This window comes from Sphingomonas sp. PvP055 (genome assembly GCF_040546365.1).
Taxonomy (GTDB): Bacteria; Pseudomonadota; Alphaproteobacteria; order Sphingomonadales; family Sphingomonadaceae; genus Sphingomonas; species Sphingomonas echinoides_A.
Genome location: NZ_JBEPNS010000001.1, coordinates 484,827 through 508,751, shown reverse-complemented (window position 1 = coordinate 508,751; position 23,925 = coordinate 484,827). Strand labels below are relative to the sequence as shown.

Annotated in this window: 20 protein-coding genes; 7 read left to right on the top strand and 13 right to left on the bottom strand. The window is 67.7% G+C overall.

Annotated features, from left to right (window positions below):
- Complete coding sequence (locus ABIC16_RS02520) at positions 1 to 1,191, top strand: glycosyltransferase (RefSeq protein WP_354289925.1); 1,191 nt, start codon at positions 1 to 3, stop codon at positions 1,189 to 1,191.
- Here the strand turns inward: ABIC16_RS02520 and ABIC16_RS02515 are convergent.
- Complete coding sequence (locus ABIC16_RS02515; RefSeq protein ID WP_354289924.1) at positions 1,178 to 2,656, bottom strand: DUF2029 domain-containing protein; 1,479 nt, start codon at positions 2,654 to 2,656, stop codon at positions 1,178 to 1,180. The two genes, ABIC16_RS02520 and ABIC16_RS02515, sit on opposite strands and share 14 nt — an antisense overlap.
- A 108-nt stretch (positions 2,657 to 2,764) precedes the next feature.
- On the opposite strand from ABIC16_RS02515, the gene ABIC16_RS02510 reads away from it, so the two are divergent.
- Positions 2,765 to 4,390 (top strand): alkaline phosphatase D family protein, encoded by a 1,626-nt coding sequence (locus ABIC16_RS02510; RefSeq protein ID WP_354289923.1) that lies wholly within the window; start codon positions 2,765 to 2,767, stop codon positions 4,388 to 4,390.
- A gap of 68 nt (positions 4,391 to 4,458) precedes the next feature.
- Positions 4,459 to 5,475 carry a LacI family DNA-binding transcriptional regulator gene (locus ABIC16_RS02505; protein WP_354289922.1) on the top strand — a complete coding sequence of 339 codons (1,017 nt, stop codon included), beginning with the start codon at positions 4,459 to 4,461 and terminating at the stop codon, positions 5,473 to 5,475.
- Positions 5,476 to 5,608: 133 nt separating this feature from the next.
- Here ABIC16_RS02505 and ABIC16_RS02500 read toward each other — a convergent pair whose 3' ends face one another.
- Positions 5,609 to 6,652 carry a YeiH family protein gene (locus tag ABIC16_RS02500; protein ID WP_354292240.1) on the bottom strand — a complete coding sequence of 348 codons (1,044 nt, stop codon included), beginning with the start codon at positions 6,650 to 6,652 and terminating at the stop codon, positions 5,609 to 5,611.
- A gap of 222 nt (positions 6,653 to 6,874) precedes the next feature.
- Here ABIC16_RS02500 and ABIC16_RS02495 point away from each other — a divergent pair, with 222 nt between their 5' ends.
- The gene (locus tag ABIC16_RS02495; RefSeq protein ID WP_354289921.1) at positions 6,875 to 8,116 is read left to right on the top strand and encodes an MFS transporter; all 1,242 of its coding nucleotides are present in this window, start codon (positions 6,875 to 6,877) and stop codon (positions 8,114 to 8,116) included.
- A gap of 241 nt (positions 8,117 to 8,357) precedes the next feature.
- On the opposite strand, the gene ABIC16_RS02490 is transcribed toward ABIC16_RS02495, so the two are convergent.
- Together ABIC16_RS02490 and ABIC16_RS02485 are read right to left on the bottom strand one after the other, a co-directional pair.
- Complete coding sequence (locus ABIC16_RS02490) at positions 8,358 to 10,742, bottom strand: TonB-dependent receptor (protein ID WP_354289920.1); 2,385 nt, start codon at positions 10,740 to 10,742, stop codon at positions 8,358 to 8,360.
- Positions 10,743 to 10,899: 157 nt separating this feature from the next.
- Positions 10,900 to 11,976, bottom strand: a complete 1,077-nt coding sequence (locus ABIC16_RS02485) for a Gfo/Idh/MocA family protein (RefSeq protein ID WP_354292239.1) — start codon at positions 11,974 to 11,976, stop codon at positions 10,900 to 10,902.
- 36 nt (positions 11,977 to 12,012) lie between these two features.
- On the opposite strand from ABIC16_RS02485, the gene ABIC16_RS02480 reads away from it, so the two are divergent.
- Positions 12,013 to 12,921, top strand: coding sequence for an aldo/keto reductase (locus ABIC16_RS02480; protein WP_354289919.1), 909 nt, complete (start codon positions 12,013 to 12,015; stop codon positions 12,919 to 12,921).
- Positions 12,918 to 13,991, top strand: coding sequence for an LLM class flavin-dependent oxidoreductase (locus ABIC16_RS02475; protein ID WP_354289918.1), 1,074 nt, complete (start codon positions 12,918 to 12,920; stop codon positions 13,989 to 13,991). Before ABIC16_RS02480 ends, ABIC16_RS02475 begins: the two co-directional genes overlap by 4 nt.
- Before the next feature lie 21 nt (positions 13,992 to 14,012).
- Here the strand turns inward: ABIC16_RS02475 and ABIC16_RS02470 are convergent, their stop codons facing one another.
- The 4 genes from ABIC16_RS02470 to uxaC all read right to left on the bottom strand — a co-directional run bounded on the left by ABIC16_RS02470 (position 14,013) and on the right by uxaC (position 17,946).
- A complete protein-coding gene (locus ABIC16_RS02470) occupies positions 14,013 to 14,195 on the bottom strand; it encodes a hypothetical protein (RefSeq protein WP_354289917.1) in 183 nt (60 codons plus the stop codon).
- A gap of 59 nt (positions 14,196 to 14,254) precedes the next feature.
- On the bottom strand, positions 14,255 to 15,361 hold the full coding sequence (locus ABIC16_RS02465; protein WP_354289916.1) for an oxidoreductase: 1,107 nt from the start codon (positions 15,359 to 15,361) through the stop codon (positions 14,255 to 14,257).
- Positions 15,358 to 16,362, bottom strand: coding sequence for a sugar kinase (locus tag ABIC16_RS02460; RefSeq protein ID WP_354289915.1), 1,005 nt, complete (start codon positions 16,360 to 16,362; stop codon positions 15,358 to 15,360). Before ABIC16_RS02460 ends, ABIC16_RS02465 begins: the two co-directional genes overlap by 4 nt.
- Before the next feature lie 165 nt (positions 16,363 to 16,527).
- The gene (gene uxaC, locus ABIC16_RS02455) at positions 16,528 to 17,946 is read right to left on the bottom strand and encodes a glucuronate isomerase (protein WP_354289914.1); all 1,419 of its coding nucleotides are present in this window, start codon (positions 17,944 to 17,946) and stop codon (positions 16,528 to 16,530) included.
- 148 nt (positions 17,947 to 18,094) lie between these two features.
- Between uxaC and ABIC16_RS02450 the strand changes: the two genes are divergently transcribed.
- Positions 18,095 to 19,546, top strand: coding sequence for a mannitol dehydrogenase family protein (locus tag ABIC16_RS02450; protein ID WP_354289913.1), 1,452 nt, complete (start codon positions 18,095 to 18,097; stop codon positions 19,544 to 19,546).
- Positions 19,547 to 19,559: 13 nt separating this feature from the next.
- Here the strand turns inward: ABIC16_RS02450 and ABIC16_RS02445 are convergent, their stop codons facing one another.
- The 5 genes from ABIC16_RS02445 to ccmC all read right to left on the bottom strand — a co-directional run bounded on the left by ABIC16_RS02445 (position 19,560) and on the right by ccmC (position 23,915).
- On the bottom strand, positions 19,560 to 19,985 hold the full coding sequence (locus ABIC16_RS02445; RefSeq protein WP_354289912.1) for a cytochrome c-type biogenesis protein: 426 nt from the start codon (positions 19,983 to 19,985) through the stop codon (positions 19,560 to 19,562).
- Positions 19,982 to 20,509 (bottom strand): redoxin family protein, encoded by a 528-nt coding sequence (locus ABIC16_RS02440; RefSeq protein WP_354289911.1) that lies wholly within the window; start codon positions 20,507 to 20,509, stop codon positions 19,982 to 19,984. The genes ABIC16_RS02445 and ABIC16_RS02440 overlap by 4 nt, the downstream gene beginning before the upstream one ends.
- A complete protein-coding gene (locus ABIC16_RS02435; RefSeq protein WP_354289910.1) occupies positions 20,506 to 22,464 on the bottom strand; it encodes a heme lyase CcmF/NrfE family subunit in 1,959 nt (652 codons plus the stop codon). The genes ABIC16_RS02440 and ABIC16_RS02435 overlap by 4 nt, the downstream gene beginning before the upstream one ends.
- Before the next feature lie 133 nt (positions 22,465 to 22,597).
- A complete protein-coding gene (gene ccmE / locus ABIC16_RS02430) occupies positions 22,598 to 23,032 on the bottom strand; it encodes a cytochrome c maturation protein CcmE (protein WP_277969996.1) in 435 nt (144 codons plus the stop codon).
- 97 nt (positions 23,033 to 23,129) lie between these two features.
- Positions 23,130 to 23,915, bottom strand: coding sequence for a heme ABC transporter permease CcmC (gene ccmC / locus ABIC16_RS02425; protein ID WP_354289909.1), 786 nt, complete (start codon positions 23,913 to 23,915; stop codon positions 23,130 to 23,132).
- Positions 23,916 to 23,925 lie beyond the last annotated feature (10 nt).

The following is a 23,925-nucleotide window of genomic DNA, read 5'->3' as shown; positions in this document are numbered from 1 at the left end:
ATGCGGATCGTCGACGTCAACGAATTCTACTCCCCAACCGGGGGAGGCGTGCGGACCTATATCGACCGCAAGATGGGGATCATGTCCGATCTCGGGCATGAGTTGATCGTCATCGCGCCGGGTCGAGTTCCCAGCATCGAGGAACGCCCCGGCGGCGGGCGCGTGATCACCGTGCAGACCGGGCATCTGCCGCTCGACGCCAATTACGGCATTTTCTGGGACGGTGCGCCGGTGCTCCGGCTGCTCGACCAGCTGCAGCCCGATGTGGTCGAGACGTCGTCGCCGTGGCGGCTGCCGTGGGTGGTCGGCCAGTGGCAGGGGAATGCGGTCAAGGCGTTCTTCATGCACAACGACAATATGGCGGCCTATGCGCTGCGCTGGTTCGAGGGGCTCGCGCCGCAGGACCGGATCGAACGCGCGTTCGACTGGTACAGCCGGTACATGGACAGCTTCCTCACGCATTTCGACGCGGTCGTCACCAACGGCCCCGCGCTCGAGAAGCGGCTCAAGAATCGCGGCGTACGGATCGACGTGTCGATGCCGCTGGGGATCGAGCGCGGGCATTTCTCTCCCGACCTGCGCGACGAGCGCCTGCGCGCGGCGTTGCTGGCGCAATGCGGCCTGCCGCCGACCGGGCATCTGCTGCTTGGGCTCGGGCGGCATCATCCCGAAAAACGCTGGCGGCTGGTGATCGACGCGGTCGAACGCGCCGGGTCGGACCTTCCGGTCGGGCTGATGCTGCTCGGCACCGGAGTCGAAAGCGCCAAGATCGAGGCGCGGATCGCCGGATCGCCGCACATCCGCATGTTCCGGCCGGTCTATGACCGCGAACGGCTCGCGCGGATCGTCGCGAGTTGCGACGCGCTGATCCACGGGTCGGAAGCGGAGCCGTTCGGGCTGGTCGCATCCGAGGCGATGGCGGGCGGGTTGCCGCTGATCGTCCCCGACACCGGCGGGTGCATGGAAGTCGCGGATTCGCGGTCGTCCGAATTCTACACCGCGCGCGACGCGCAAAGCGCGGCGAGCGCGATCCACCGGCTGTTCGCGAGAGACCAGCGCGTGCTGCGGCGCGCGGCGCTGGTCGCGGCGACCAAGGTGCGCAGCGACCGCGAGCATACGATCGAGCTGATGGACTATTACCAGGGGCTGGTCGACGCCAAGCGCGCGGGGAAGCTGCTCAGGGCAGCCTGACGTAGAGCCGAAAGCGCGGGGAGGCGACCGGGACCGCGCGATACTCATGCGCGATCGCCCAGTGTTCGAGACGGGCGTCGAGCGCGGGGTTGCCGCTGCTCCACTTGGCCTCGCCGCCGACGAGGATGGCGGCGGGCATCGGCATACTGCCCCCTTCTCCCTTTCCCGACGAAGGCGTCGCCAACGCATCCAACCGATCCCCCGAAACGAGGTGCAACCCCGCCTCCGCCCCCGGCGCGACCAGCGCATGGCTGCGAAAATAGAACGGCCCGGTGGCAAAGCGCGCGTCCGGCAACCGCCCGGTCGCGGCGAGGAACTGCGGCGACAGCGTCGCAACCGGTCCCGTAACCCCCGCCCGGTCGAGCGCGTCCCGCACCGCACGCCCGTCGCGCAGGGCGGCCAACATCGGCACCCGCCCCGTTCCACCGCCCCCGCCCGCGATCAGTCCGGCAAGCGTCGGCGCAATCCCGGCGCAGACGAACACCACCGCCGCAATCCGAACCCACCGCTCGGGCGGCCGCTGCTGCGATGCCAGCGCAAGCAGCACGAATAGCGGCGGCAGCATCGGGAGCAGATATTGCCGCCAGGTCGGAAACGGCAGCAGCGCCGCGACGAACCCCGCCACGGCGACCACGGCTACGACCGGCGACCGCCGCCATCCCCCACGCCCCGCAACCACCAGCGCGATCAACGCCGGCCCGAGTGCGAGGAACTTGAGCACATCGACGACCTTGGCCAACCACGACAGCTTCCACGGAGCAGCGCGGTAATATTCCGCAGGCGCACGCGCGGGAAAGGTGAGCGTGCCGAACACGAAACCAGCGGGCGCCTGCACCCAGGTCCAGCCGACCAATGCGACGATCGGCAGCGCCCCCGCCAAAACCGCAAGAGGCCGATGCCGCCGATCGACCAGCGCATACATCCCATAACCAACCGCCGGCAGGGCATAGGAAATCTTCGCCGCCGCCGCCCCCGCGAGCAGCGCCCCCACGATTGCAGCGCCAGTCGTGCTGCCCCGCCCGGCGCCCGCGCGGACGATCAGCACCAACGCGCCGCCGAGCAGCGCGGCGGGCAAGGCATCGTTGCGCGCGGTCGCGATGCTGAACAGGAAGGCGTCACACGTCGCGAACAACGCTGCGACCGATAGCGAGGCACGCGCCCCCGCCCCCGCCTCGCGGCTCGCGCGCCAGACGCACCCGACCAGCGCCACCCCCAGCATCACATTGGCCAGCCGCAACACTGGCCACGTCAGCGCCCCCGCGATCCACGCCACGGGTGCGAACAGCAACGGCTGGAGCGGTGTCTGGAGATAGGCGTAATCGCGGTACGGCAGATCGCCGTGCGCGCTCAGCAGCGCCGCCGCGACATATTGGCTCTCGTCATGGTCGATTCCGCGCAGCAGCGCGAGCACCGCGAACAGCACGATCGTAGAAGCCAGCAGCCGGACGGGCAGACCGATACGCACGGGAACGATGGGCTCCATCGCGCGAGCGCCTAGCATGCAGTTTCGGGACTGTCACGAACACGCCATATCCGCGCGGCAAGGGAGCGCGGTATCCGCAGGAGCCTCCCAATGACCGTTCAGATCGACCGCCGCTCGCTCCTTCTCACCGGCTCGCTCGGCCTTGGCGCGTTCGCGGTGCCGGGCTTCGCGCAGAGCCCCAATGTCACGCAGGCGCGCGGCTTCACCCATTCGGTCGCGAGCGGCGAGCCCGGCAGCGACACGATGCTGCTGTGGACACGCTACGTTCCCGCAACCGGCGACACCGCCGAACTCCGCGCCGAAATCGCCGAAACGCCGGACTTTGCACGCGTCATCTCGGGCGGTTCGCAGATCACGGGCGTGTGGCGCGATTTCACGGCGAAGATCACGGTCGACAACCTCAAGCCCAACACCCGCTATCACTACCGCTTCGTCGCGCCCGACGGCAGCTTCTCGCCCGTCGGCACGACCAAGACGCTCCCGGTCGGCCCGGTCGATCGCTTCCGCACCGTCACCTTCTCCTGCTCGAACATGCCGTACGGCTATTTCAACGCCTATGCCCACGCCGCCGCACGCGACGATGTCGATCTGGCGATCCACTTGGGCGACTATTTCTACGAATATGAGACCGGCGATTATCCCGCGGTGAAGGACCAGGTCGCGGGGCGTGTTCCGCTCCCCGCGGGCGAGCTGCTGCATCTCGCGGATTATCGGCTGCGGTACGGTAGCTATCGCAGCGATCCCGACCTGATGGCGCTCCACGCCAAGCATCCGATGATCGTCCAGTGGGACGATCATGAATCGGCCAACGACAGCTGGGAAGGCGGCGCGCAGAACCACCAGGCGGGCGAGGGCGACTGGAATGCCCGCCGCGCCGCGTCGATCCAGGCGTATCGCGAATGGATGCCGGTCTCGGACGAGCCGTGGAAATCCTATGAGATCGGCACGCTCGCCACGCTGTTCCGCACCGAGACGCGGCTGCTCGCGCGCACCAAGCAACCCGATGTCGCGCCGCTGTTCGCGTCGAGCGACGCGTCCACCGCGCTGAAAGCGTTCCGCGACGGCGTTTGGATGGACCCCGCCGTCACGATGATGGGGTCGCAGCAGGAAAGCTGGCTTAATCATGCGATGGCGCAATCGGTGCGGCAGGGGCAGCAATGGCAGATCGTCGGCTTCGGCACGATCATGGGCCAGACCGTGATGCCCGCCGAAGCGATGAGCTGGCTCTCCCCCGATTCCCCCGAGCGCGCGCGCGGCTATCTGCTCTCCGGCGTCGCGGCGGCCAAGGTCGGGCTGCCGTTCAATTACGACAATTGGGGCGGCTATCCCGCTGCGCGCGCACGCTTCCTGCGCAAGGCGCAGGGGCTCGGCGCGAACCTCGTCGTGCTGTCGGGCGACAGCCACAATGCCTGGGCGTATGATCTCAGGCAGGACGGCAAGCCTGCCGGGGTCGAGTTCGCGGGCCATGCGGTCACCTCGCCCGGCTATGAATCCGCAAGCAAGACCGACCCCAAGGTGATCGCGGCGGCGCTGGTCAAGGCCAACCCCGAGCTCAAATGGTGCGACACCAGCCGCCGCGGCTATATGGCGATGACCATGACGCCAGCCAGCGTCAGCAACGACTGGATCATGGTCGACACGATCAAGGCGAAGTCCCCCGCCGGCCGGGTTGGCCACACCGCGACCATCGCGCGCGGACGCAATATCATGGCGTGACGGTTGCCGTCACCGGCTCCCTGCGGCAAACCGATGGCGGCGCGAGGCAGCCGCAGGGGGCATGAAGGTTGCGCGTAACGATCAAGGATGTGTCGCGACTGTCGGGCGTGTCGATCAAGACCGTCTCGCGCGTGCTCAACAACGAACGCTATGTCGGCGCGGAAACCCGCGCGCGCGTCCAGGCGGCGGTGGCGGAGCTCAAGTTCCGCCCGAGCACCGCCGCACGCTCGCTCGCCGGGCGGCGCAGCTTCCAGATCGCGCTGATCTGCGACAACCCCAGCCCTTATTACGTCTATGAGATGCAATCAGGCATCCGCGACCGCTGCGTGCTCGACGGGGTGCGGATGATCGCGCAGCCGTATGACCGCAACGCGACCACCTTGCTCGACGAGCTCGAAAGCCTGGTCGATGCGACGCACGTCGACGGGCTGATCCTCACTCCCCCGGTGTCGGACAACCCTGCCGTGCTCGACTTGCTCGCCAGGCGCGGAGTGCGGTTCGTGCGGGTCTCCCCGGGGAGCGACCCCGCGCTCGGCCCTGCGACCTTCATCGATAATGCGGCCGCGGCGGCGGTGATGACCACGCATCTACTGTCGCTCGGGCATCGCCGGATCGGCTTCATCGCGGGGCACCCTAGCTATGCGACCAGCGCGCAGCGGCTGCGCGGCTACACCCGCGCGCTGGAAGCGGCGGGCGTGGCGTTCGATCCCGAAATAGTGCGCGAGGGCAGCTACGACTTCGCCTCAGGCGCGGCGGCGGCGGCGATGTTGCTCGACCTGCCCGATCCGCCGACCGCGATCTTCGCGTCGAGCGACGACATGGCGGCGGGCGCGCTGACCACCGCGCACCGTCGCGGGCTGAAGGTGCCAGAACAGCTGTCGGTCGCGGGGTTCGACGATACCGAGATGGCCGGGTTCGTCTGGCCCCCGCTCACCACGATCCGCCAGCCGACGCGGCAGATGGCGTATCAGGCGGCGGACTTGCTGCTCGCACCGGTCGATGCGGAGGCTCCGGCGGAACAGCGCGAGCTGCCGTTCGAGCTGGTGGCGCGGGAGTCGACCGGGGTGGTGGCGGGGAGGCGCTGAACCGTTGCCAATTTCACCGCCGTCACCCTGAACGCGTTTCAGGGTCCACCGCGCTACGCGGGCTGACTGGCCAGTCGGAGGGGTGGATGCTAAAACGAGTTCAGCATGACGGAGGTATGGGGCACCAGCCCCCTCACCCGATCAGAAGAACCGCCGCCCCCAGCGCGAGCGCAAACGCCGCGACCGTAGCGATCAAAATCACCAGCAACGGCTTCGGCCCCGCCTCGAGCAATTGCGCGAGCGGCGAGCGGATCGCGGTCGCGGTCACCGCCGCCGCCAGCATCGCCGCCGCCGCCTTTTCCGCGCCCGTTGCGACGATCGGCGGGATCACCCCGAACGAATTGATCCCCGCCAGCACGAAGAACCCGACCACGAACCACGGCACCCCCGGCCCCTTGGCCTTGCCCGTCCCGCCGTTCGGATCGAAGCGCGAAAGCCCCACCGCGACCACCGCCAGCACCGGCGCGAGCAACGCGACGCGAGTCAGCTTGACGATCGCGGCGATCCCGCCCGCACCGTCGCTGTACGAATAGCCCGCGCCCAACGCCTGCGCGACATCGTGGATCGCAGCACCAAGCAGGAACCCCGCCTTGAGGTCGCTCATCTGGAGCGCGTGCGCGACCAGCGGGTACAGCATCATCGCCGACGCGCTCATCGCCGAGATGCCGACCAGCACCAGCGTCAATTGCGCCTGCGTCGTGCGCTTCTCGCCGAGCGTCGTCGCCAGCGCCATCGCCGCGCTCGCGCCGCAGATCGCGACCGACCCGCCAGCAAGCAAACCGAACGCAGTATCGAACCCGAACCGCCGCGCCGCGAACACCCCCGCCGCCATCGTCAGCACGACGATCCCGACGACACACAGCAACGCGACCGGCCCCAGCGCGACGATCTGCCCGAAGGTGATCCGTACCCCGACCAGCACGATCCCCCAGCGCAGCAACGAGCGCGACGCGAACGCCAGCCCCGGCGTCAGCCGCGAATCCGCGCTGAGGAAATTGAGCGCGAGCCCGATCAGCAACGCCATCAGCGTCAGCGGCACGCCGTAGTGATCCGACAGGAACCCCGCGGCGAGCGTCCCCATTACCACCACCACCAGCCCGGGCAGATAGCCGCGCCAGTCGCGCTTGGGGCTCGACGAGGCATCGCCATACAGGTCGCCGTAGAGATCGGCCGCCATCGGAAGCGGACGGGATTGGCGGGAGATCTCCATCGTGCGTTCCAACCCTCTACGTCACCCGGGCTTGTCCCGGGGTTCCCCGTGCCGCACACAGCACCCCGCGCCGTCATGCGGCGCAGCGGACCCCGGGACAAGGGCGGGGTGACGGACAGCGAACGAGTCTAGCCGAACGTCGCGATATCTGACACCGCTGTCTCAACAAAAAGACAGGAGGGAGCGCTCATGGCAATGCGAGGCGGGTCGGCCCGGTGGATCATCGTCGCGATGGTGTTCGTCGCGGTCATGCTCAATTACGTCGACCGGCAGATCCTCGCGCTGCTCAAGCCCACGCTGGAGGCGCAGTTCCGCTGGTCCGATCAGGATTACGCCAATATGGGCACCGCCTTCCAGGTCGCGACCGCGTTCGCGTTCCTCGGCACCGGCTGGTTCCTCGACCGGGTGGGCTTGCGGATCGGGTTCGCGCTCGGCGTCTTGGTGTGGAGCCTAGCCGGGATGGCGCATGCCTTTGCGACGACCGTTCCCGCCTTCTTCGCCGCGCGCATCCTGCTCGGGATCGCGGAGTCGGTCGGCACCCCCGCCGCGGTCAAATCGGCGGCGACCTATTTCAACCACAAGGACCGCCAGATCGCTTTGGGGATCGGCAACACCGCGCCCAATATCGGCGCGATCGTCACACCCCTGTTCATTCCGGCACTTGCGCTCGCTTATGGCTGGCAGTCGGCGTTTCTCGTCGCGGGCGGCCTCGGTGTGCTGTGGGTCGTCGTATGGTTTGCGATCCGCGTCCAGCCGGTCGCGCTCGACGCGGTCGCGCCTGCCCCCGTGCCGTGGCTCAAGGTGCTGTGGACGCGCGGGACTCTGGCGATCGCGATCGCCAAGGTGCTGTCGGATCAGGTGTGGTTCTTCATGCTGCTGTGGCTGCCCGACCTGTTCCACCGGCTGTTCGGGATGGAGCAGGGCAAGCTCGGACTGCCGGTAGCGTTGGTCTATGTGCTGGCGGCATGCGGCGCGCTGACCGGCGGGTTCCTCCCCTCGCGTCTGATGGCGGCGGGGTGGAGCGTCAACCGCGCGCGCAAGGTCACGATGCTGGGCTACGCCTTGCTCGTGCTGCCGGTGGTGTTCGTCCAGAGCGTATCGAGCCCGTGGTCCGCGGCATTGCTACTGGGCTTGGTGCTGTTCGCGCATCAGGGGTTTTCGACCAACGTCTTCGGCGTGGTGACCGACATCACGCCCGCGCGCTCGGTCGGCAGCCGGATCGGGATCGCTGCGTTCTGCGGTAACCTGTGTTCGATCGGGATGATCCAGTTCCAGGCCTATGCCCTCGCGCAGGGCTGGGGCTATGCGCCCGCGCTGGTGATCTGCGCGGGCTCGTATCTGGCGGCGTTGCTGGCGATCCACCTGCTGATCCCGCGGATCGTGCCGATCGACGAGAGCGAGCGTGGCGATGCGCTGGTGGTGGCGCATTGAGGGGGACCGGCTGCACTTTGGGCGCGCCACCGCGTCCCAACCTCACCCGCACCGTTCGTCCTGAGTAGCGACCGAGTAGCCCCTCTTCGGGGCGTATCGAGGGCGCGTATCGAAGGACAGGTTACCGCGCGTGACGGTCCTTCGATACGCGTCCTCGATACGGCTTCGCCTACTCGGTTGCTACTCAGGACGAACGGTAGGGTGGCAAGCCTCCGCTAGAGGGAGCAGGCCCGCCCAACCCTCAGAACGTCACCCGCCCGGTCACCCCGAAATACCGGTCCGCATCGCGCGGGATCTGGTAGCGATACGCCTGCCCCGGCCCGCCGTTGATGATCGACGCGGCAAAGCTCTGGTCGAGCAGGTTGCGCACCTGGAAGGTCAGCTTGTACCGATCGTCCGGCGTCGCCAGCCCAACGCTCAGATTGACCAGCCCGTACGCGTCGATCGTCCCCAGCCGCCGCTGCACCGCATCCGCCGAGAACAGCGACAATTGGCTACTCTGATACGACCCCTGCGCACCCAGGAAGATATCCGCGAACCCGCCAGTCCGCACGCGGTAATCCGCGCTGAGATTGCCCTTCCACTTGGGCGCAAACCCCAGCGGCGTTCCCGACGGCACCACCGCCGCCCCCGGGGGCGCGTTGAACTGGTCGACATGTGCGTCGGTGTACGCGACGCCGCCGGTGAAGCTCAGATCGCGGATCGGGCGGAAGGTCGCATCAAGCTCGCCGCCGCGGGTCGACACGTCGCCCGCATTGGTGAAGCGCGTGACCACCACGCCCGCGACCAGATCCGGATTGTTCGCCTGGAAATTGCGATATTTCGCATAATAAGCCGCGAGGTTGAGCGTCAGCTTGCCGTCAAAGAAGGTGTTCTTGAGGCCCAGTTCATAGGCATCCGACGTTTCGGGCGCGATCGTGTTGGTGCCGGTCGCGGTCAGATTGTAGAAGACGTTGAACGCCGGCCCCTTATAGCCGCGCGCAAAGGTCGCATAAGCGGTCGACCCGCGGTTGATGTCGAACTGGACGCCCGCCTTGCCCGACAGATTCTCGTTGGTCGCCTTGGCGCGGAACGGGATGCCATTGGAGATACCCCCGCCCCGACCGCCGTTGAACACGCCCTGATCGAAGTTCGGGTTGATCCCCGGTCCGGCGAGCGCGGTCACGCGCGAATGGAACACGTCGAGCTGGTCGATCGTGTAGCGTAAGCCGCCGATAAGCCGGAACCGCTCCGCCAGATTGATCGTGCCCTGCCCGAACAGTGCCATGTTCTTGAACACCGACCCGAAATCGGCGGTGCCGCTCGGCGAGGTGGTGCGCGGCGCACCCGCGCTGCCGCACGGCACCAGCGGGTTGGGGGTCGTCCCCGGCGTGGTGTTGCAGACCACGTCGTTGCGCGTGAAGATCCGCTCGCTCGCCGCGCGCGAATAATAGGCACCCAGCACATAGGTCAGGAACTGATCACCCGGCGAGGTCAGCCGCAGTTCCTGGCTGAACGTGTCACCGGTCTGCGGCCCGAAATCGTGGAGCTGGTTGAACCCGACATAGGCGCCCGGCAGGAAGTCACCGTCGCGAATCTCGGTGTTCTTGTAGTTGCGATAGGCGGTGATCGAGGTGACCGTCTGCGTCCCCGCGGTCAGATCCGCCTGGAGCGAGAAGCCGTAGCCGGTCTCCCAGGTCCGCGTGATCAGATCCTGCGCGATCGAGCGCGTGTCGGTGCCGCGCGGGGTCGGCAGCACGCCCGACGACGGGTTGGTGACGACCGCGCCGGTCGCGGTGTTGATCGGTCCGGTGGCGATCACTTCGCCGCAGCAATCGTCGTTGTTGCGATGATAATCCGCGATGAACGCGAGCTTGACGTTCGGCCCGGCATCCGCATCGACTTGCAACCGGCCGCCATAATGTTCGAACCCGTTGACGATCTTGTTCACCGCGGTGTTGCGGATGTTGCCGTCGTAATTGGTGTAATAGCCGGTCAGCCGAGACCGCACGCTCTCGCCCAGCGGTACGTTGATCGCCGCGCGACCGCGATATTCGCTGTCGGTGAAGAACCCCGCCTCGAGATAGCCGCCGAAGGTCTGCGTCGGTTTCTTGGAAATGATGTTGATGACGCCGGCGCTCGCGTTCTTGCCGAACAGTGTGCCCTGCGGCCCGCGCAGCACTTCGATCTGGTCGACGTCGACGAGGTCGCCGAACGCCTCGCCCGCGCGCGCGAACACGACGCCGTCGACCACGGTCGAGATCGACGGCTCGCCCGCGATCGAGAAGGTCGACGTGCCGACCCCGCGCAGGAACAGCGACTGGTTGAGCGTCGTCCCCGATTTGAGGAAGTTGAGCGTGGGAACGAGGTATTGCGCGCCCTCGAGGCTGACCTTGCCCTGGCTCGCGAGCGCATCGCCCGAGATGACGCTGACCGCTACGGGGACGTCCTGCAACCGTTCGGAGCGTTTCTGCGCGGTGACGATGATGTCGCCGGGGGGTGCCTCGTCGGGGGCATTCGGCACCGGCGCGGTCGGCTCAGCAACCGGCGCGGGCGCGGGTGCTGCGGTCTGGGCCCAGAGCGGAGTCGCGGCGAACAGCGCGAAGCTTGCAGCCCCCGCCAGATAGCGTCCCTTGGTCATCATCATTCCCTCCCTGTACAGTAATCCCACTTCTTTGGTGGGTATTGCTCTTTTGCGGTCCCGGACACCGCTGTCAGTCTTGCCCGGCGTAAAGCTGTGCTTGTCGCGTCCTGACCGTTCGACTTCGCTCGAAACGAACGGGAGGGGGAGTGGGCTTAAAGTATCAGAACCCCAGTTCCTTCATCTCCACCACGCGCTTCTCGCGCGCGCTGATCTCCGCCGCGGTGCCGATCGCGACCGCGAGCATCCCGTCGCGTGCGGTCACCTCGACCGGCCCGGTACCACGCACCGCGGCATTGAACCGCTGATGCTCGTAGAAGGTCGATCCGTGATGGCTCCCCGCATCGAGCGCGGCCTGATCGACCTCGACGACACGCCGCGTCGCCTGCTTAGGATTACGGAATCCTACGCGCGGCGAATGGACCAGCGCGCCCTCGGGGATCAGCACGTCGAGCCGCGCCTGGTCGCCGACCGCGGTGATCTCCTCCTGGTTTTCCGCGCCATCCGCGAACATCGACAGGTCGAGCATCGCACGGACACCGTTCGCGAAATCCACCGTGGTGTAGCTGTTGTCGATGATGTCGGGCCGCTCGCCGCCATAGCTTTCGTCGAGATGGTTCACGTCCATCGCGCCCGAGCAATAGACCCGCACCGCCTCGCTTTGCGTGATCAGCCGCATCAGGTCGAAGAAATGGCAGCATTTCTCGACCATCGTGCCGCCGGTGTTGCGGTTGAAGCGGTTCCAGTCCGCGACCTTGACGAGGAACGGGAAGCGATGCTCGCGGATCGACAGCATCTGCAACCGGCCGATCGCCCCCTTGCGGATCTCCTCGATGAATGCCGCAGCCGGCGGCATGTAGCGATATTCCATCGCGGTCCAGAACACGCGGTCGCTGCGTTCCGCGCGGTCCACGATCCACCGGCAATCGTCGAGCGTCGTCGCAAGCGGCTTCTCGCACAGGATGTGCAGGCCCGCGTCGAACAGTGGTTCGAGCACGCTGCGATGCGTGAAATTGGGACTCGAGACGATCACCGCATCGCACAGCCCGCTCGCCGCCAGTGCCTCGACCGTATCGAACGCGGTCGCCGCAGCCGCCCGCTCGCCCAGCGCGTCGCGCGCCCAGCCGAGCGACCCTTCCGCCGGATCGGCGAGCGCGGTCACCACCGCACCCGGCGTGATCGCGAGGTTGGTGATATGCTCCACCCCCATCATCCCGGTGCCGACCAGTCCGTATCGCACTTGCTCGACCAACGCGTTCACCTCTATATGACAACGATGTCTGAGATCATCCTTACACCCGAATTGCGTCCCCTCGGCAAGAGCGGATTGCTGGTCAGCCCGATAGCCTGGGGGATGTGGCGGTTCGGCCAATCCAGCGTGGCGGAAGGGCGCGCGCTGATCGACGCGGCGTTCGCGGCGGGCGTGACGCTGTTCGACACCGCGGACATCTATGGATTCAACGGGGTGGACGGATTCGGCGACGCCGAGACGCTGCTCGGCAAGGTGTTCGCCGAGGACTCCGCCTTGCGCGACCGCATGATCCTCGCGACCAAGGGCGGCATCCGCCCGCCGCTCCCCTACGACCAGAGCACCGCCTATCTGACCGAGGCGCTCGACGCATCGCTGACGCGACTCGGGGTCGAGAGCGTCGATCTCTACCAGATCCACCGGCCCGACATTCTGACTCACCCGCAGGAAGTCGCGCGCGCGCTCGAGGACATGGTGTCGTCGGGCAAGGTCCGCGCGATCGGCGTTTCCAACTTCACGATCCCGCAGATCCGCGCGCTCGAAGCGTTCCTGACGATCCCGCTCGCGAGTCTCCAGCCCGAACTGTCGCCGCTCGAACTGGGCCCGATCGAGAACGGTCTGCTCGATCTCGCGATGGAACGCGATCATGCGGTCCTCGCCTGGTCGCCGCTCGGCGGCGGACGGATCGGGTCGCCCGAGGATGACCGCTCCAAAGCCGTCGCTGCCGCGCTCGACGTCGTTGCGGAACAGGCTGGCGTATCGCGCGCCGCCGCTGCCTACGCCTGGATCATGGCGCATCCGGCCCGCGCGATCCCGATCGTCGGGACGCAGAACGCTGCCCGCATCGCGGAGATCGCCGACGTCTACAAGGTCCGCTTCACGCGGCAGAGCTGGTACGACGTGCTGATCGCCTCGCGCGGGGAACGCCTGCCATGAGCGCCCGGCCTCCCTGCGAAGTCAGCTGGTTCTCCGCGCTGTGCGACGACGATTACGAGTTCCTCGGCGTCCCCGATGCCAAGCTCAAATCGAGCTGGGAGCATTGCCGCGACATCGTGCTCCAGGCAGAGAGCGGCGGGTTCGACAACATCCTGCTCCCCTCGGGCTATGCGCTCGGGATCGACACCACCGCCTTCGCCGCCGCGATCGCGCCGATGCTCAAGCGGATGGCGCTGCTGATGGCGGTCCGCGTCGGCGAAAGCTGGCCGCCGCAACTCGCACGCCAGATCGCGACGATCGACCGGCTGCTCGGCGGGCGGCTGACGGTCAACATCATCTCGTCCGACATGCCCGGCGAAACGCTCGGTTCGGCCCCGCGCTATGCGCGCACGGTTGAGCTGATGCGGATCCTCAAGACGATGCTCAACGGCGAGCCGCTCGACCATGACGGCGAATTCTGGAAACTGAAGCTAGACCCGCCCCGGATCGGCACCGTCTCGGGCAAGGCCCCGTTGCTCTATTTCGGCGGCCTCTCGCCCGACGCCCGCGATGCCGCCGCGCGCGAGGCCGACGTCTTCCTGATGTGGCCCGACCGGCAGGAAACCGTCGCGGCGATCATCGCCGACATGACCACGCGCGCCGCCGTTTACGGCCGCACGCTTAAATTCGGCTACCGCGCACACGTCATCGTCCGCGACACCGAGTCCGAGGCACGCACTGCTGCCGACCGGCTATTGTCCAAGCTCGACGCCGCCGAGGGGGCCGCGATCCGCGCCAAGTCGCTCGACTCGACTTCCGCCGGTGTCGCGGCGCAGGCGGCCCTGCGCGAGAATGCCGCCGACGATGGCTATGCCGAAGCGAACCTGTGGACCGGTGTAGGCCGCGCGCGCTCTGGCTGTGGCGCAGCGATCGTCGGCGATCCCGATCAGGTCCTCGCCAAGATCGACGCCTATCGCGACATGGGGATCGAGGCGTTCATCCTCTCGGGCTATCCGCACGCAGCGGAAGCGGATCTGTTCGCGCGGCACGTCCTGCCGCACATCGATCATCAGCGCCTGACGGCGGCGTGAAGCATCGCCGCCGAGGGAATGTTACCGCGCGAAGGGCGTCCGGTCGGTGAAACCCGGCGTCGCGTCCGACGGTGCCACCGGGCGCGGAGGCACGACGCGGACGCAGTCCTGGAAATCGGACCGTTCCATGCGCCGCCGCAATTTCTCGGCAAGCACTCGGCCAATCAGTTCATGGTCCGCTCGAAAGAAGATGGTTCCGTTCATCGCGACGCTCCTCCAGCGGGGCGCCCTCCGATGTTTCGACGAGCCGCCCTACAGCAGAGTTAACCCGAAAAGCGCGGGGAGAGTTCCAAGCTCCGCCGAAAGGCCGAGGTCCGCCCGGCGTGAAACGTTTCCCCCGCCGAAAGCGTCCGTCGCTCGACCGCGCTTTGGCGGATGCGTGCGATCAGGTCGATCACGTCGAGCGCATCGCGCGCGCTGACCGGCAGCGCGGCACCCGTGCGGATCGCAGCGGCAATGTGCTCGTAATAACAGCGCCAGTCTCCTCGCGCGCTCGGCATGGTGCGCGTGCTGCCGTCGGCGAGCGTCAGCATCCCATGATCCGCCACCGCATCCACGCCATATCCCGGATCGCTGGGCGCCCCCCCGCCGCGCAGCACCGCCTCCTGCGGATCGATCCCATATTTGACGAAACTCCCGTTCGTCCCATGGAGCGCGAACCGCGGGCGCGGTGCCGCCACGAGCGACGCGGTCGAAACGATCACGCGGCGCGCGGCATAGTGGAGCGTCGCTTCGAAATAATCCTCGACCGCAGCGCCGTCACGCTGGGTCGCCAGATCGCCCGTCACCGCCTCCGGCGATCCGAACAACTGGACCGCCTGGTCGATCAGATGCGGACCGAGATCGTTAAGCAACCCCGCCCCCGGCGTCTCGCGCCAGCCGGGCTTGATCGCCGGACGAAACCGATCCCACCGCAACTCCGCGAGCGCGATCTCACCAAGGACGCCGTCGTCGAGCAAGCGGCGCACCGTCCGGAAGTCGCCGTCCCAGCGCCGGTTGTGGAACACCGACAGCATCAACCCGCGCGCCTCCGCCAGCGCGATGAGGGCCGCGCCGTCGGCTCGATCGATGACGAACGGCTTGTCGACCACGACTTGCTTGCCCGCTTCAAGCGCCGCGCGCGCGAGCGGCGCATGCTGCGCATCGGGTGCGGCGATCACGATCAGGTCGATCGCTGGGTCGTCCAGCACCAAAGCCACGTCGTCCACGACTCGCGCGTCTGGGAGCGCTCGCGCAACTGCATCGCCCCGCGACGTCATCACGGTGGTCAGCGCGAACGAATCGAGCGCGGTGATCAGCGGCGCGTGGAACGACGCGCCCGCCAATCCGTAGCCGATCAGCCCGACCCGGATCGGCGCGTCACCGGTCACCGCCGCACGTCCAGCCCGCCCGCGAGATAGGCGTCGATATCGGCCTGACGGAACAGGCACGCATCCCCCGGCAGCGAATGCTTGAGCGCCGCCAGCGCCAGCCCGGTCCGCGCCGCCGCCGCAGGATCGCCGCCGCTGCGCAATACATGAAGCACGCCCGCCGCGAACGCATCGCCCCCGCCGATCCGGTCGACGATCCCGGCGAGCACCACCTCCTCGGTCTGCGCGGTCGTCGCGCGGGTATCGACCCGTGCGGACAGACGATGCAGGTCGACATGTTCAACATGCCGCGCGGTCGACGCGATCGTCTGCAACCGCGGGAACGCCGCGAACGCTGCCTCGACCGCTTCGCGCCGCCGGGCTTCGCCGTCGCTGGTGAAGTCGCGCTCGAGCAGCAACGCGATGTCGCGGTGGTTGCCGAACAACAGGTCTGCCTTCTCAACCAGTTGCATCAGCGTGCCACGCGGATCGCTGTCCCACCGCTCCCACAATTTGCCGCGCCAATTGCCGTCGAAGGCGATCTTCACGCCGCGTGCGACCGCCGCTTCCGCCGCCGCAATCGCGCTTGCCGCCGGGACGGGGCCGAGGGCCGGCGTGATGCCCGACAGCAGCAGCAAATCGACATCCTCGAACAGCCGGTCCCAATCCCACGCATCGCCCGGTGTCTCGGCGAAGGAAGAATACGCACGGTCGTAGATCACCTCGGTTGCGCGCAACCCCGCGCCCGATGTCGCGAAATACAGCCCCATCCGCTCCCCGCGCAGCTGGATCCCCCGCGTATCAACCCCTGCGCCGCGCAGTGTCGCGATCGCCGCGCGCCCCAGATCATTGTCGGGCAGCGCGCTCGCAAAGGCGACCTCATGCCCGAGCCGCGCAAGCGCCCCCGCAACGTTCGCCTCGGCGCCGGCGACCCATACGTCGAGCTTGGGGGTCTGCATCAGCAGTTCGCGCCCGGGCGGCGACAGCCGCAGCATGATCTCGCCGAATGCCAGGATCTTCATCGTGTCGTCCTTCAAATTCGGTTCTTGGTGCGCCGTCCGCTACGCCGCTCGGTCATCCCCGCGTCGGCGGGGATCCATCGTCACGCCGCTATGCGATCCGGGTATCATCCGCACAATGGATTCCCGCCTTCGCAGGAATGACGAGCGCGCGCGCGGCCACGTCCCTTACCCGTCGATCCGATACGCTCTTCGCACCAGTCCGCTGGTCAGTTCGTGCGCGAGATCGGCCGCTTCCCAATCCGCAATCCGGTGTTCCGCCACCAACCGCGCCAGGAAGCCGCAATCCACGCGCCGCGCGACGTCATGCCGTGCCGGAATCGACAGGAACGCGCGCGTATCGTCGTTGAACCCGACGGTGTTGTAGAAGCCCGCGGTCTCGGTCGTCATCTCGCGGAAGCGCCGCATCCCTTCCGGGCTGTCGTGGAACCACCACGCCGGGCCGAGCTTGAGGCACGGATAATGCCCGGCCAGTGGGGCCAGTTCGCGCGCATAGACGCTCTCGTCGAGCGTGAAGAGGATGATCGACAGTTCGGTCGAGGTGCCGAACCGGTCGAGCAGCGGCTTGAGCGCGTGGACATAGTCGGTCCGCATCGGGATGTCGGCGCCCTTGTCGCGCCCGTGGCTCGCGAACAGGCCCGCATTGTGGTTGCGGAAGCTGCCGGGGTGGATCTGCATCACCATCCCGTCCTCGACCGACATCGCCGCCATTTCGGTCAGCATCTGCGCGCGGAACAGCTCGGCGTCGGCGGGGGTCCAGCTGCCGCCGACGATCTTGCCGAACAGCGCCTCGGCCTCTACCGCCGACAGGTTGGCGGTGGCGGCGGTCGCATGGCCGTGATCGGTCGCGGTCGCCCCCGCTGCACGGAAGTCGGCGCGACGTTTGCGGTGCGCCGCGAGATAGCCTTGCCAGCTATGGACATCCTCCCCGGTCAGCTCGGCGAAGCGCTTCATCGCGGGCGCAAACTGCTCGTGCTCGACATCGATCACGCCGTCGGGTCGATAAGTGGTGACGACCCGGCCGTTCCAGCCCGAGTCCTTGATCTGATGGTGCGCGCCGAGATCGTCCTGCGGTCCCTCGGTGGTCGCGAGAAACGCGATGTCGAAGCGATCAAACAACGCGCGCGGGCGAAATGCGGGGGTCGCGAGTTTCTCGGCGATCGTATCGAAATACAGATCTGCGGTGGCGCCCTCCAACGCAACGTCGAACCCGAACACTTCGGCAAAGACGTGATCGAGCCACAATTGCGACGGCGTGCCGCGGAACAGCGCATAGTTCTCCGCGAACACGCGCCACGCCGCGCGCGGATCGGTCGCGGGAACGCCGGCGCGGCTCGGGATCGCGAGCGTGTCGAGCGCGATTCCCTGGCTGTAGAGCATCCGGAAGATATAGTGGTCGGGCGCGAGCAGCAGGCCGGTCGCATCGGTCCACGGCGCGTCGTCCGCGAACCAGCGCGCGTCGGTATGGCCATGCGGGCTGACGATCGGCAGGTCGGCGATTTCGGCGTAGAGCGTCCGCGCGATCGTGCGCGTCGTCGGATCGGCGGGAAACAATCGGTCGGGGTGCAGATCCAGGCGCCGCGTCATCGTTATCCCTTCGAACCATCGTCGTCCGCTTCTGGTAAGCGCTGCCGCGCGCACGAACAAGTTGCGAGCGACGATTGCCGCTGGCCTTGCACCGTCTGCCAAGGCTAACGCTTTCGGCTCCCGCGTTGAACCCTACGGAAGCGACCTGATGATGCAGCATGACCGCCCGCGCCTGAGCTATGCCGTGCTGGATCGCCTGCCGTCGTCGGTTTCCCGGCCCGACTGGCGCGTGCCGCCGCCGGTCGGGATCGTCCATTTCGGGCCGGGCGCCTTTCATCGCGCGCATCAGGCGGCCTATGTCGACACGCTGCTGGCGACCGATCCGACCTGGGGCATTGCTGCGGTTTCGCTGCGCAGCAAAGGAACGGTCACCGATCTTGCTGCGCAACAGGGGCTGTACACGCTGGCGGTCCGCGATGTGGAGTCCGCACACCGGATCATCGGCGCGCACAGCGCGTTCCTCGGACCCGACGACTCGGCGCAGATCCGCGCCTTGCTCGCCGCGCCGACGACCCGTCTCGTCACCACGACGGTGACCGAAAAGGGCTATTGCCTCGCGCCGGACGGCAGTCTCGATTTCAACCATCCCGACATCGCGCACGATCTCGCGGGGGCCGAGGTTCCGCGCAGCGTGATCGGCTGGATCGTCGCTGGGCTGGAAGCGCGCCATGCGGCGGGCGAAGCGGCGTTCGTGGTCATGCCGTGCGACAATCTCGCCAACAACGGCGCGAAGCTCCATGCCGCGCTGATCGCCTATGCCGGGGCAAACGACCCGTATCTTGCGGAGTGGATCGCGGGGGAAGTCCGCGTGCCCGGGACGATGGTCGACTCGATCACCCCCGCGACCGACGAAGCGCTCTACGGCGACGTTGCGGACGTGCTGGGCGTGGTCGATCGCGCGACGGTCCAGCGCGAAGCCTTCACGCAATGGGTGATCGAGGACCTCGGCACTGCCGCGGGCGCGGCACTGGCGAGCGCCGGGGCAACGCTGACCGACAATGTCGCGGGGTACGAACAGGCGAAGCTGCGCGTGCTCAACGGATCGCATTCGACGCTCGCTTATGCCGGATTGCTGCGCGGCGCGACCAGCGTGGCGGAAGCGATGCAGGATGCGCCGCTCGCCGCGTTCGTCGATGCGATGATCCGCGACGAGATCCTGCCGACGCTGCCGACCGTCGCCGGGTTCGACCACGACGCCTATCGCTGCCAGATCCTCGCGCGCTTCCGCAACCCCGCGATCGTCCACCGGCTCGACCAGATCGCCGGGGATGGCAGCCAGAAGCTCCCGTATCGCCTGGGGGACACGCTCGCCTGGCACCGGGCGCGCGGGGAACTGCCGCGCCGCGTGATCGTCGCGCTCGGCTGCTGGGTCGCCTTCCTGATGCGACGGTCGCGCGGTGGCGTGACGATCCTCGATCCGGCGGGCGCGGCGCTGGCGGCGGCGGCGGCGGACGGCGATGCCGCGGCGGTGCTCGCGCGGCTGGTCGCGGACGGACTCGGGTTCGATTCCGCGCTGGCTGGCGATGGTGCGACGATGGCCGCGATCGCCACCGCGGCGGATGCGGCGTTCGCGGGCGCGTGGGACTCGCTGCTCGCGTAAGCGCGCGGCGCGGCTAGCGCTTGCCCCGCCGCTTGAAGCTCGCGCGCGCCAGCCAGGCGCCGAGCGCGAGCAGCACCAGCGGGGTGATCCACAAGGGCGCGGTCAGCGCGCTGAGCGGCGGATCGTAGCTGATGTAATCGCCATAGCGCGCGATCAGCCAGTCGCGGATCTGCCCCGGACTTTGCCCCGCGGCGATCCGCGTGCGGACGAGCGAGCGCATGTCGCCCGCCATCTCGGCGTCACTGTCCGCGATCGACTGGCCCTGGCACACCACGCAGCGCAGCGTCGCCATCAACGCCTGCGCCTGCGCCTCCTTAGTAGCGTCCTTGAGCTGGACGTTGGCGAGCGGCGCGGGCGGCAGGGTGCTGTCGGCGAAGACGGGCGACGCAAGCAGTAGCGCGAGCCCTGCCCAGCCAGGAAGCAAGCTGGCTGCCCTCACTTCAACCCCCGCACCAATGCGATCAGCCCGGGCACCTCGTCCTCGCGGATATCGCCGACATGCTGCTGGACGATCCGCCCGCGCCCGTCGATCACGAACGTCTCGGGCACCCCCGACGACCCGAGCGCGAGTTGCAACGAACTCGTCTTGTCGTCGCCGATCGCGGCATAGGGATCGCCATTGCGCGCGAGGAAGTCGCGGATCGCGGCGGGCGTATCACGGATCGCGACCGCGTCGATCACCACGCCCGCCTGTTTCAGCCGGAGCAATTGTGGCGCCTCGGCAACGCACGGGATGCACCAGCTCGCGAAGATGTTGAGCAACCTTGGCTTGCCGGTCGCGAACTGTGCGGTCGCGAGACCCGGCTTGCTCGGGACGATCGGCGGCAGGTCAAACGCAGGCAGCGTCTGCCCGACCAGCGCCGAGCGCACGGTGCGGTCCGCGGGTTGGTACAGCCCCCACGCGGCCAGCGCGAGCAACCCGAGCGCAACCGCGAACGGGATCCAGATCAACCGCGCACTCATGCGTACGCCTCGCCCCGCACGCGCTCGCGCCGCCCGCGCGTCAACCGCCCGATCAGCGACAGCGCCCCGCCGAGCGCAACCAGCGCACCGCCGAACCAGATCAGCGTCACGAACGGCTTCCACCACAGCCGCAACTGCCAGCGCCCCTGCGCGTCGGGTTCGCCAAGCACGGTATAGAGCTGCCCGTCCCAGCGCGTCGCGATCGCGGATTCACTCGTCACGGTGACGGGGTTGGAGAAGAAGCGCGATTGCGGGCGAAGGTAGAAGACGCCGCCGTCGTTCCCGCGCCGCGCGCTGAGCCGCGCCTCGATCGCGGACCAGTTGGGGCCGATCACCGGCTTCACCCCGTCGAGCGTGACGAGATACGGCCCGACCCGCTGCGGCTCGCCGACGCGCGCCGCAACCAGCGTCGCCTGCGTAAACGCGGTATCGGACGCCATGCCTGCAAGGCTCACCGCGATGCCGAGATGCGCGATCACCATGCCGTAGGTGAACAGCGGCGTGCGGCGCAGGTTGCGCTTCCACAAGGGCGCGACGCTCGCCGCCGCCAGCCCCGCCGAGAGCGCCAAGCCCAACAACGGGAGCAACGCGATTCCGCCGGTCGTCGCCGCGACCACGATCAGCACGACGCCCGTCACCGCGATCGGGATCGTCACCCGCGCGATCGCCGCCTGCGCGCTGTCACGCCGCCAGCGCAGCAACGGCCCGACCGCCATCACCGCGATCAGCACCAGCGCGACCGGCCCCGCCGCCTTGTCAAAGAACGGCGGCCCGACCGACAATTGCGTCCCGAACCCCGCCGCGACGATCGGATAGAGCGTCCCGATCAGCACGACGCCTAGGATCACCGTCAGCAACAGGTTATTGGCGACCAGCGCGCCCTCGCGGCTGACGAAATCGAATGTCGTCCCCGCGCGCACCGTCCCCACGCGCAGCGCGAACAACAGCAATGCGCCACCGATATAGATCGCGAGCAACGCAAGGATGAAACTCCCACGCGTCGGATCGACCGCAAAGGCATGGACGCTCGTCAGGATGCCCGAGCGCACCAGGAACGTCCCGATCATCGACATCGAGAACGCCACGACCGCGAGCATCAGCGTCCACGCGCGGAGACCATCGCGCGTCGCCAGCACCGTCACCGAATGGAGCAACGCGGTCGCCGCGAGCCACGGCATCAGCGAGGCATTCTCGACCGGATCCCAGAACCACCAGCCGCCCCAGCCGAGCTCGTAATAGGCCCAGTAAGAGCCCGCGGTGATCCCGAGCGTGAGGAAGATCCACGCCGCCAGCACCCACGGCCGCATCGCGCGCGCAAAGGCGGGGCCGACGTCGCGCGTGATCATCGCGCCGACCGCGAAGGAGAAGGCGATCGAGATGCCGACATAGCCGATGTACAAAGTCGGCGGATGGAACGCCAAGCCGGGGTCCTGCAGCAACGGGTTGAGCCCGTTGCCGTCCGCGGGCGCCGGATCGATCCGGGCGAACGGGTTGGAGGAGAACAGCAGGAACGCATAGAACCCCAGCGCGATCGCCGCCTGCGCGCCGAGCGTCGCAATCAGCGTCGGGCGTGCAAGCCCGCGCTCGAGCAGCGCCACCGCCGCGCCCGCGACGCCGAGGATCGTAACCCACAGCAGCATCGAGCCTTCGTGATTCCCCCACGCGCCCGCGATCTTGTACATCAGCGGCTTGGCCGAATGGCTGTTTTCGGCGACGAGCAGCACCGACATGTCGCTGCGCACGAACAGCACGATCAGCAGCAGCATCGCGACCAGCGCGAGCACCCCCTGCACCACCGAGACCGGGCGCACCGCGCGCATCAGGTCCTCGGTCATGCTCGCCTCGGCCAGCGCTGGCTTCGCCGACCGCCACACACCCATCGCCGCGAGCAGCAATTGCAACGCGGCGAGCGCTGCCGCGAACCACAAGGCCGCGAGTCCTGCTTCGGCGATCATGCCGCCTGTGCTCCTGCGAAGGCGGGAGTCCAGAGCCGAGCCGAGAGGCGGCCGTTAGCGCGCGGAACTCCCGTACTCCTGCCTTCGCAGGAACACGGCGGAAGATCCAAAGGTGCAACCGTCAAACCAACCTTCATTGCACAAGCGTCTTCGTCTCGTGCATCTTGCCCTTCATTTCGGGGGGCATGTATTTCTCGTCATGCTTCGCCAGCAGGTTGCTCGCGGTGAAGCTGCCGTCGGGGTTGAACTTGCCCTCGGCGACGACGCCCGAATTCTCCTTGAACAGATCGGGTGCGATCCCGCGGAACGCGACCGGCACGCGCGCGATGCCATCGGTCACGACGAACTGCATCGTCACGCCGTCCGCCAGCCGGTGGAGCGACCCGCCCGCGACCATCCCGCCAAGCCGCACCGCGCGCCCGAGCGGCAAGGCGTCCTTCTTCACGTCGCCGGGGGCATAGAAGAACGCCGCCTGATCCTTGAGCGCGGAGAGCGCAAGCGCGCTCGACCCGCCGACCGCGGCCACCGCGAGCGCGGCGAGCGTCAGGCGCTGATGCTTGGCCTTCACTTCTCCACCCTCCGCATCGCCAGATAGCTCGATACCGCCAGCGCGATCGATCCCGCCGCGGTCAGACCATAAGCCGCGATGATGAAAGGCCAATGGTTCATGCGGTCACCTCGACATGATGCGCGCGCCGCCGCAGCCGTGCCTCGGCCTTGCTCCGCGCCAGGATCGTCCGCATCCGCATCAACACGATCGCGGCAAAGAACAGCGTGAACCCACTGAGCGTGAACCACAAGGGCCACAGGATCGCGGGGTCGATCGTCGATTTGGTCAGCCCGATGCTCTGCCCCTGGTGGAGCGTGTTCCACCACACCACCGAATAGCGGATGATCGGCAGCAGGATCGACCCCGCCACGCCGTACAGCGCGGCGATCCGCCCGCCGCCACCAAAGCCCGCGCGCTCGTCCTCGGCGCGAACCAAAGCGATGAAACCGAGATAGACGAAGAACAGCAGCAGCATCGAGGTCAGCCGCCCGTCCCATTGCCACCACGTCCCCCAGGTCGGACGCCCCCAGATCGACCCGGTGGCGAGGCACAATGCCGCGAACGTCGCCCCGGGTAGCGCGATCGCGCGCGCGGCGATCATCGCGAGCGGATGCCGCCAGACCAGGAACATCAGCGACGATATCGCGATCCCGCTCCACCCGCCCATCCCCAGCCAGGCGGTGGGGACGTGGATGTAGAGGATGCGGACGCTGTCCTTCTGCAGATAATCGGGTGGGGTCTGGGTCAGCCCGGCCCAGCCGCCGAACAGGATCAGCGCGACGCCCGCCCAGAACAGCACCGGCGTCAACGGCCGCGCGATCACCAGGAAGCGCGCCGGGTTGGCGAGGGCGTGAAGGCTAGGCACGCGACAGGGATACGCAAGATCGCGGGATGAATCCATCGGTCATTGC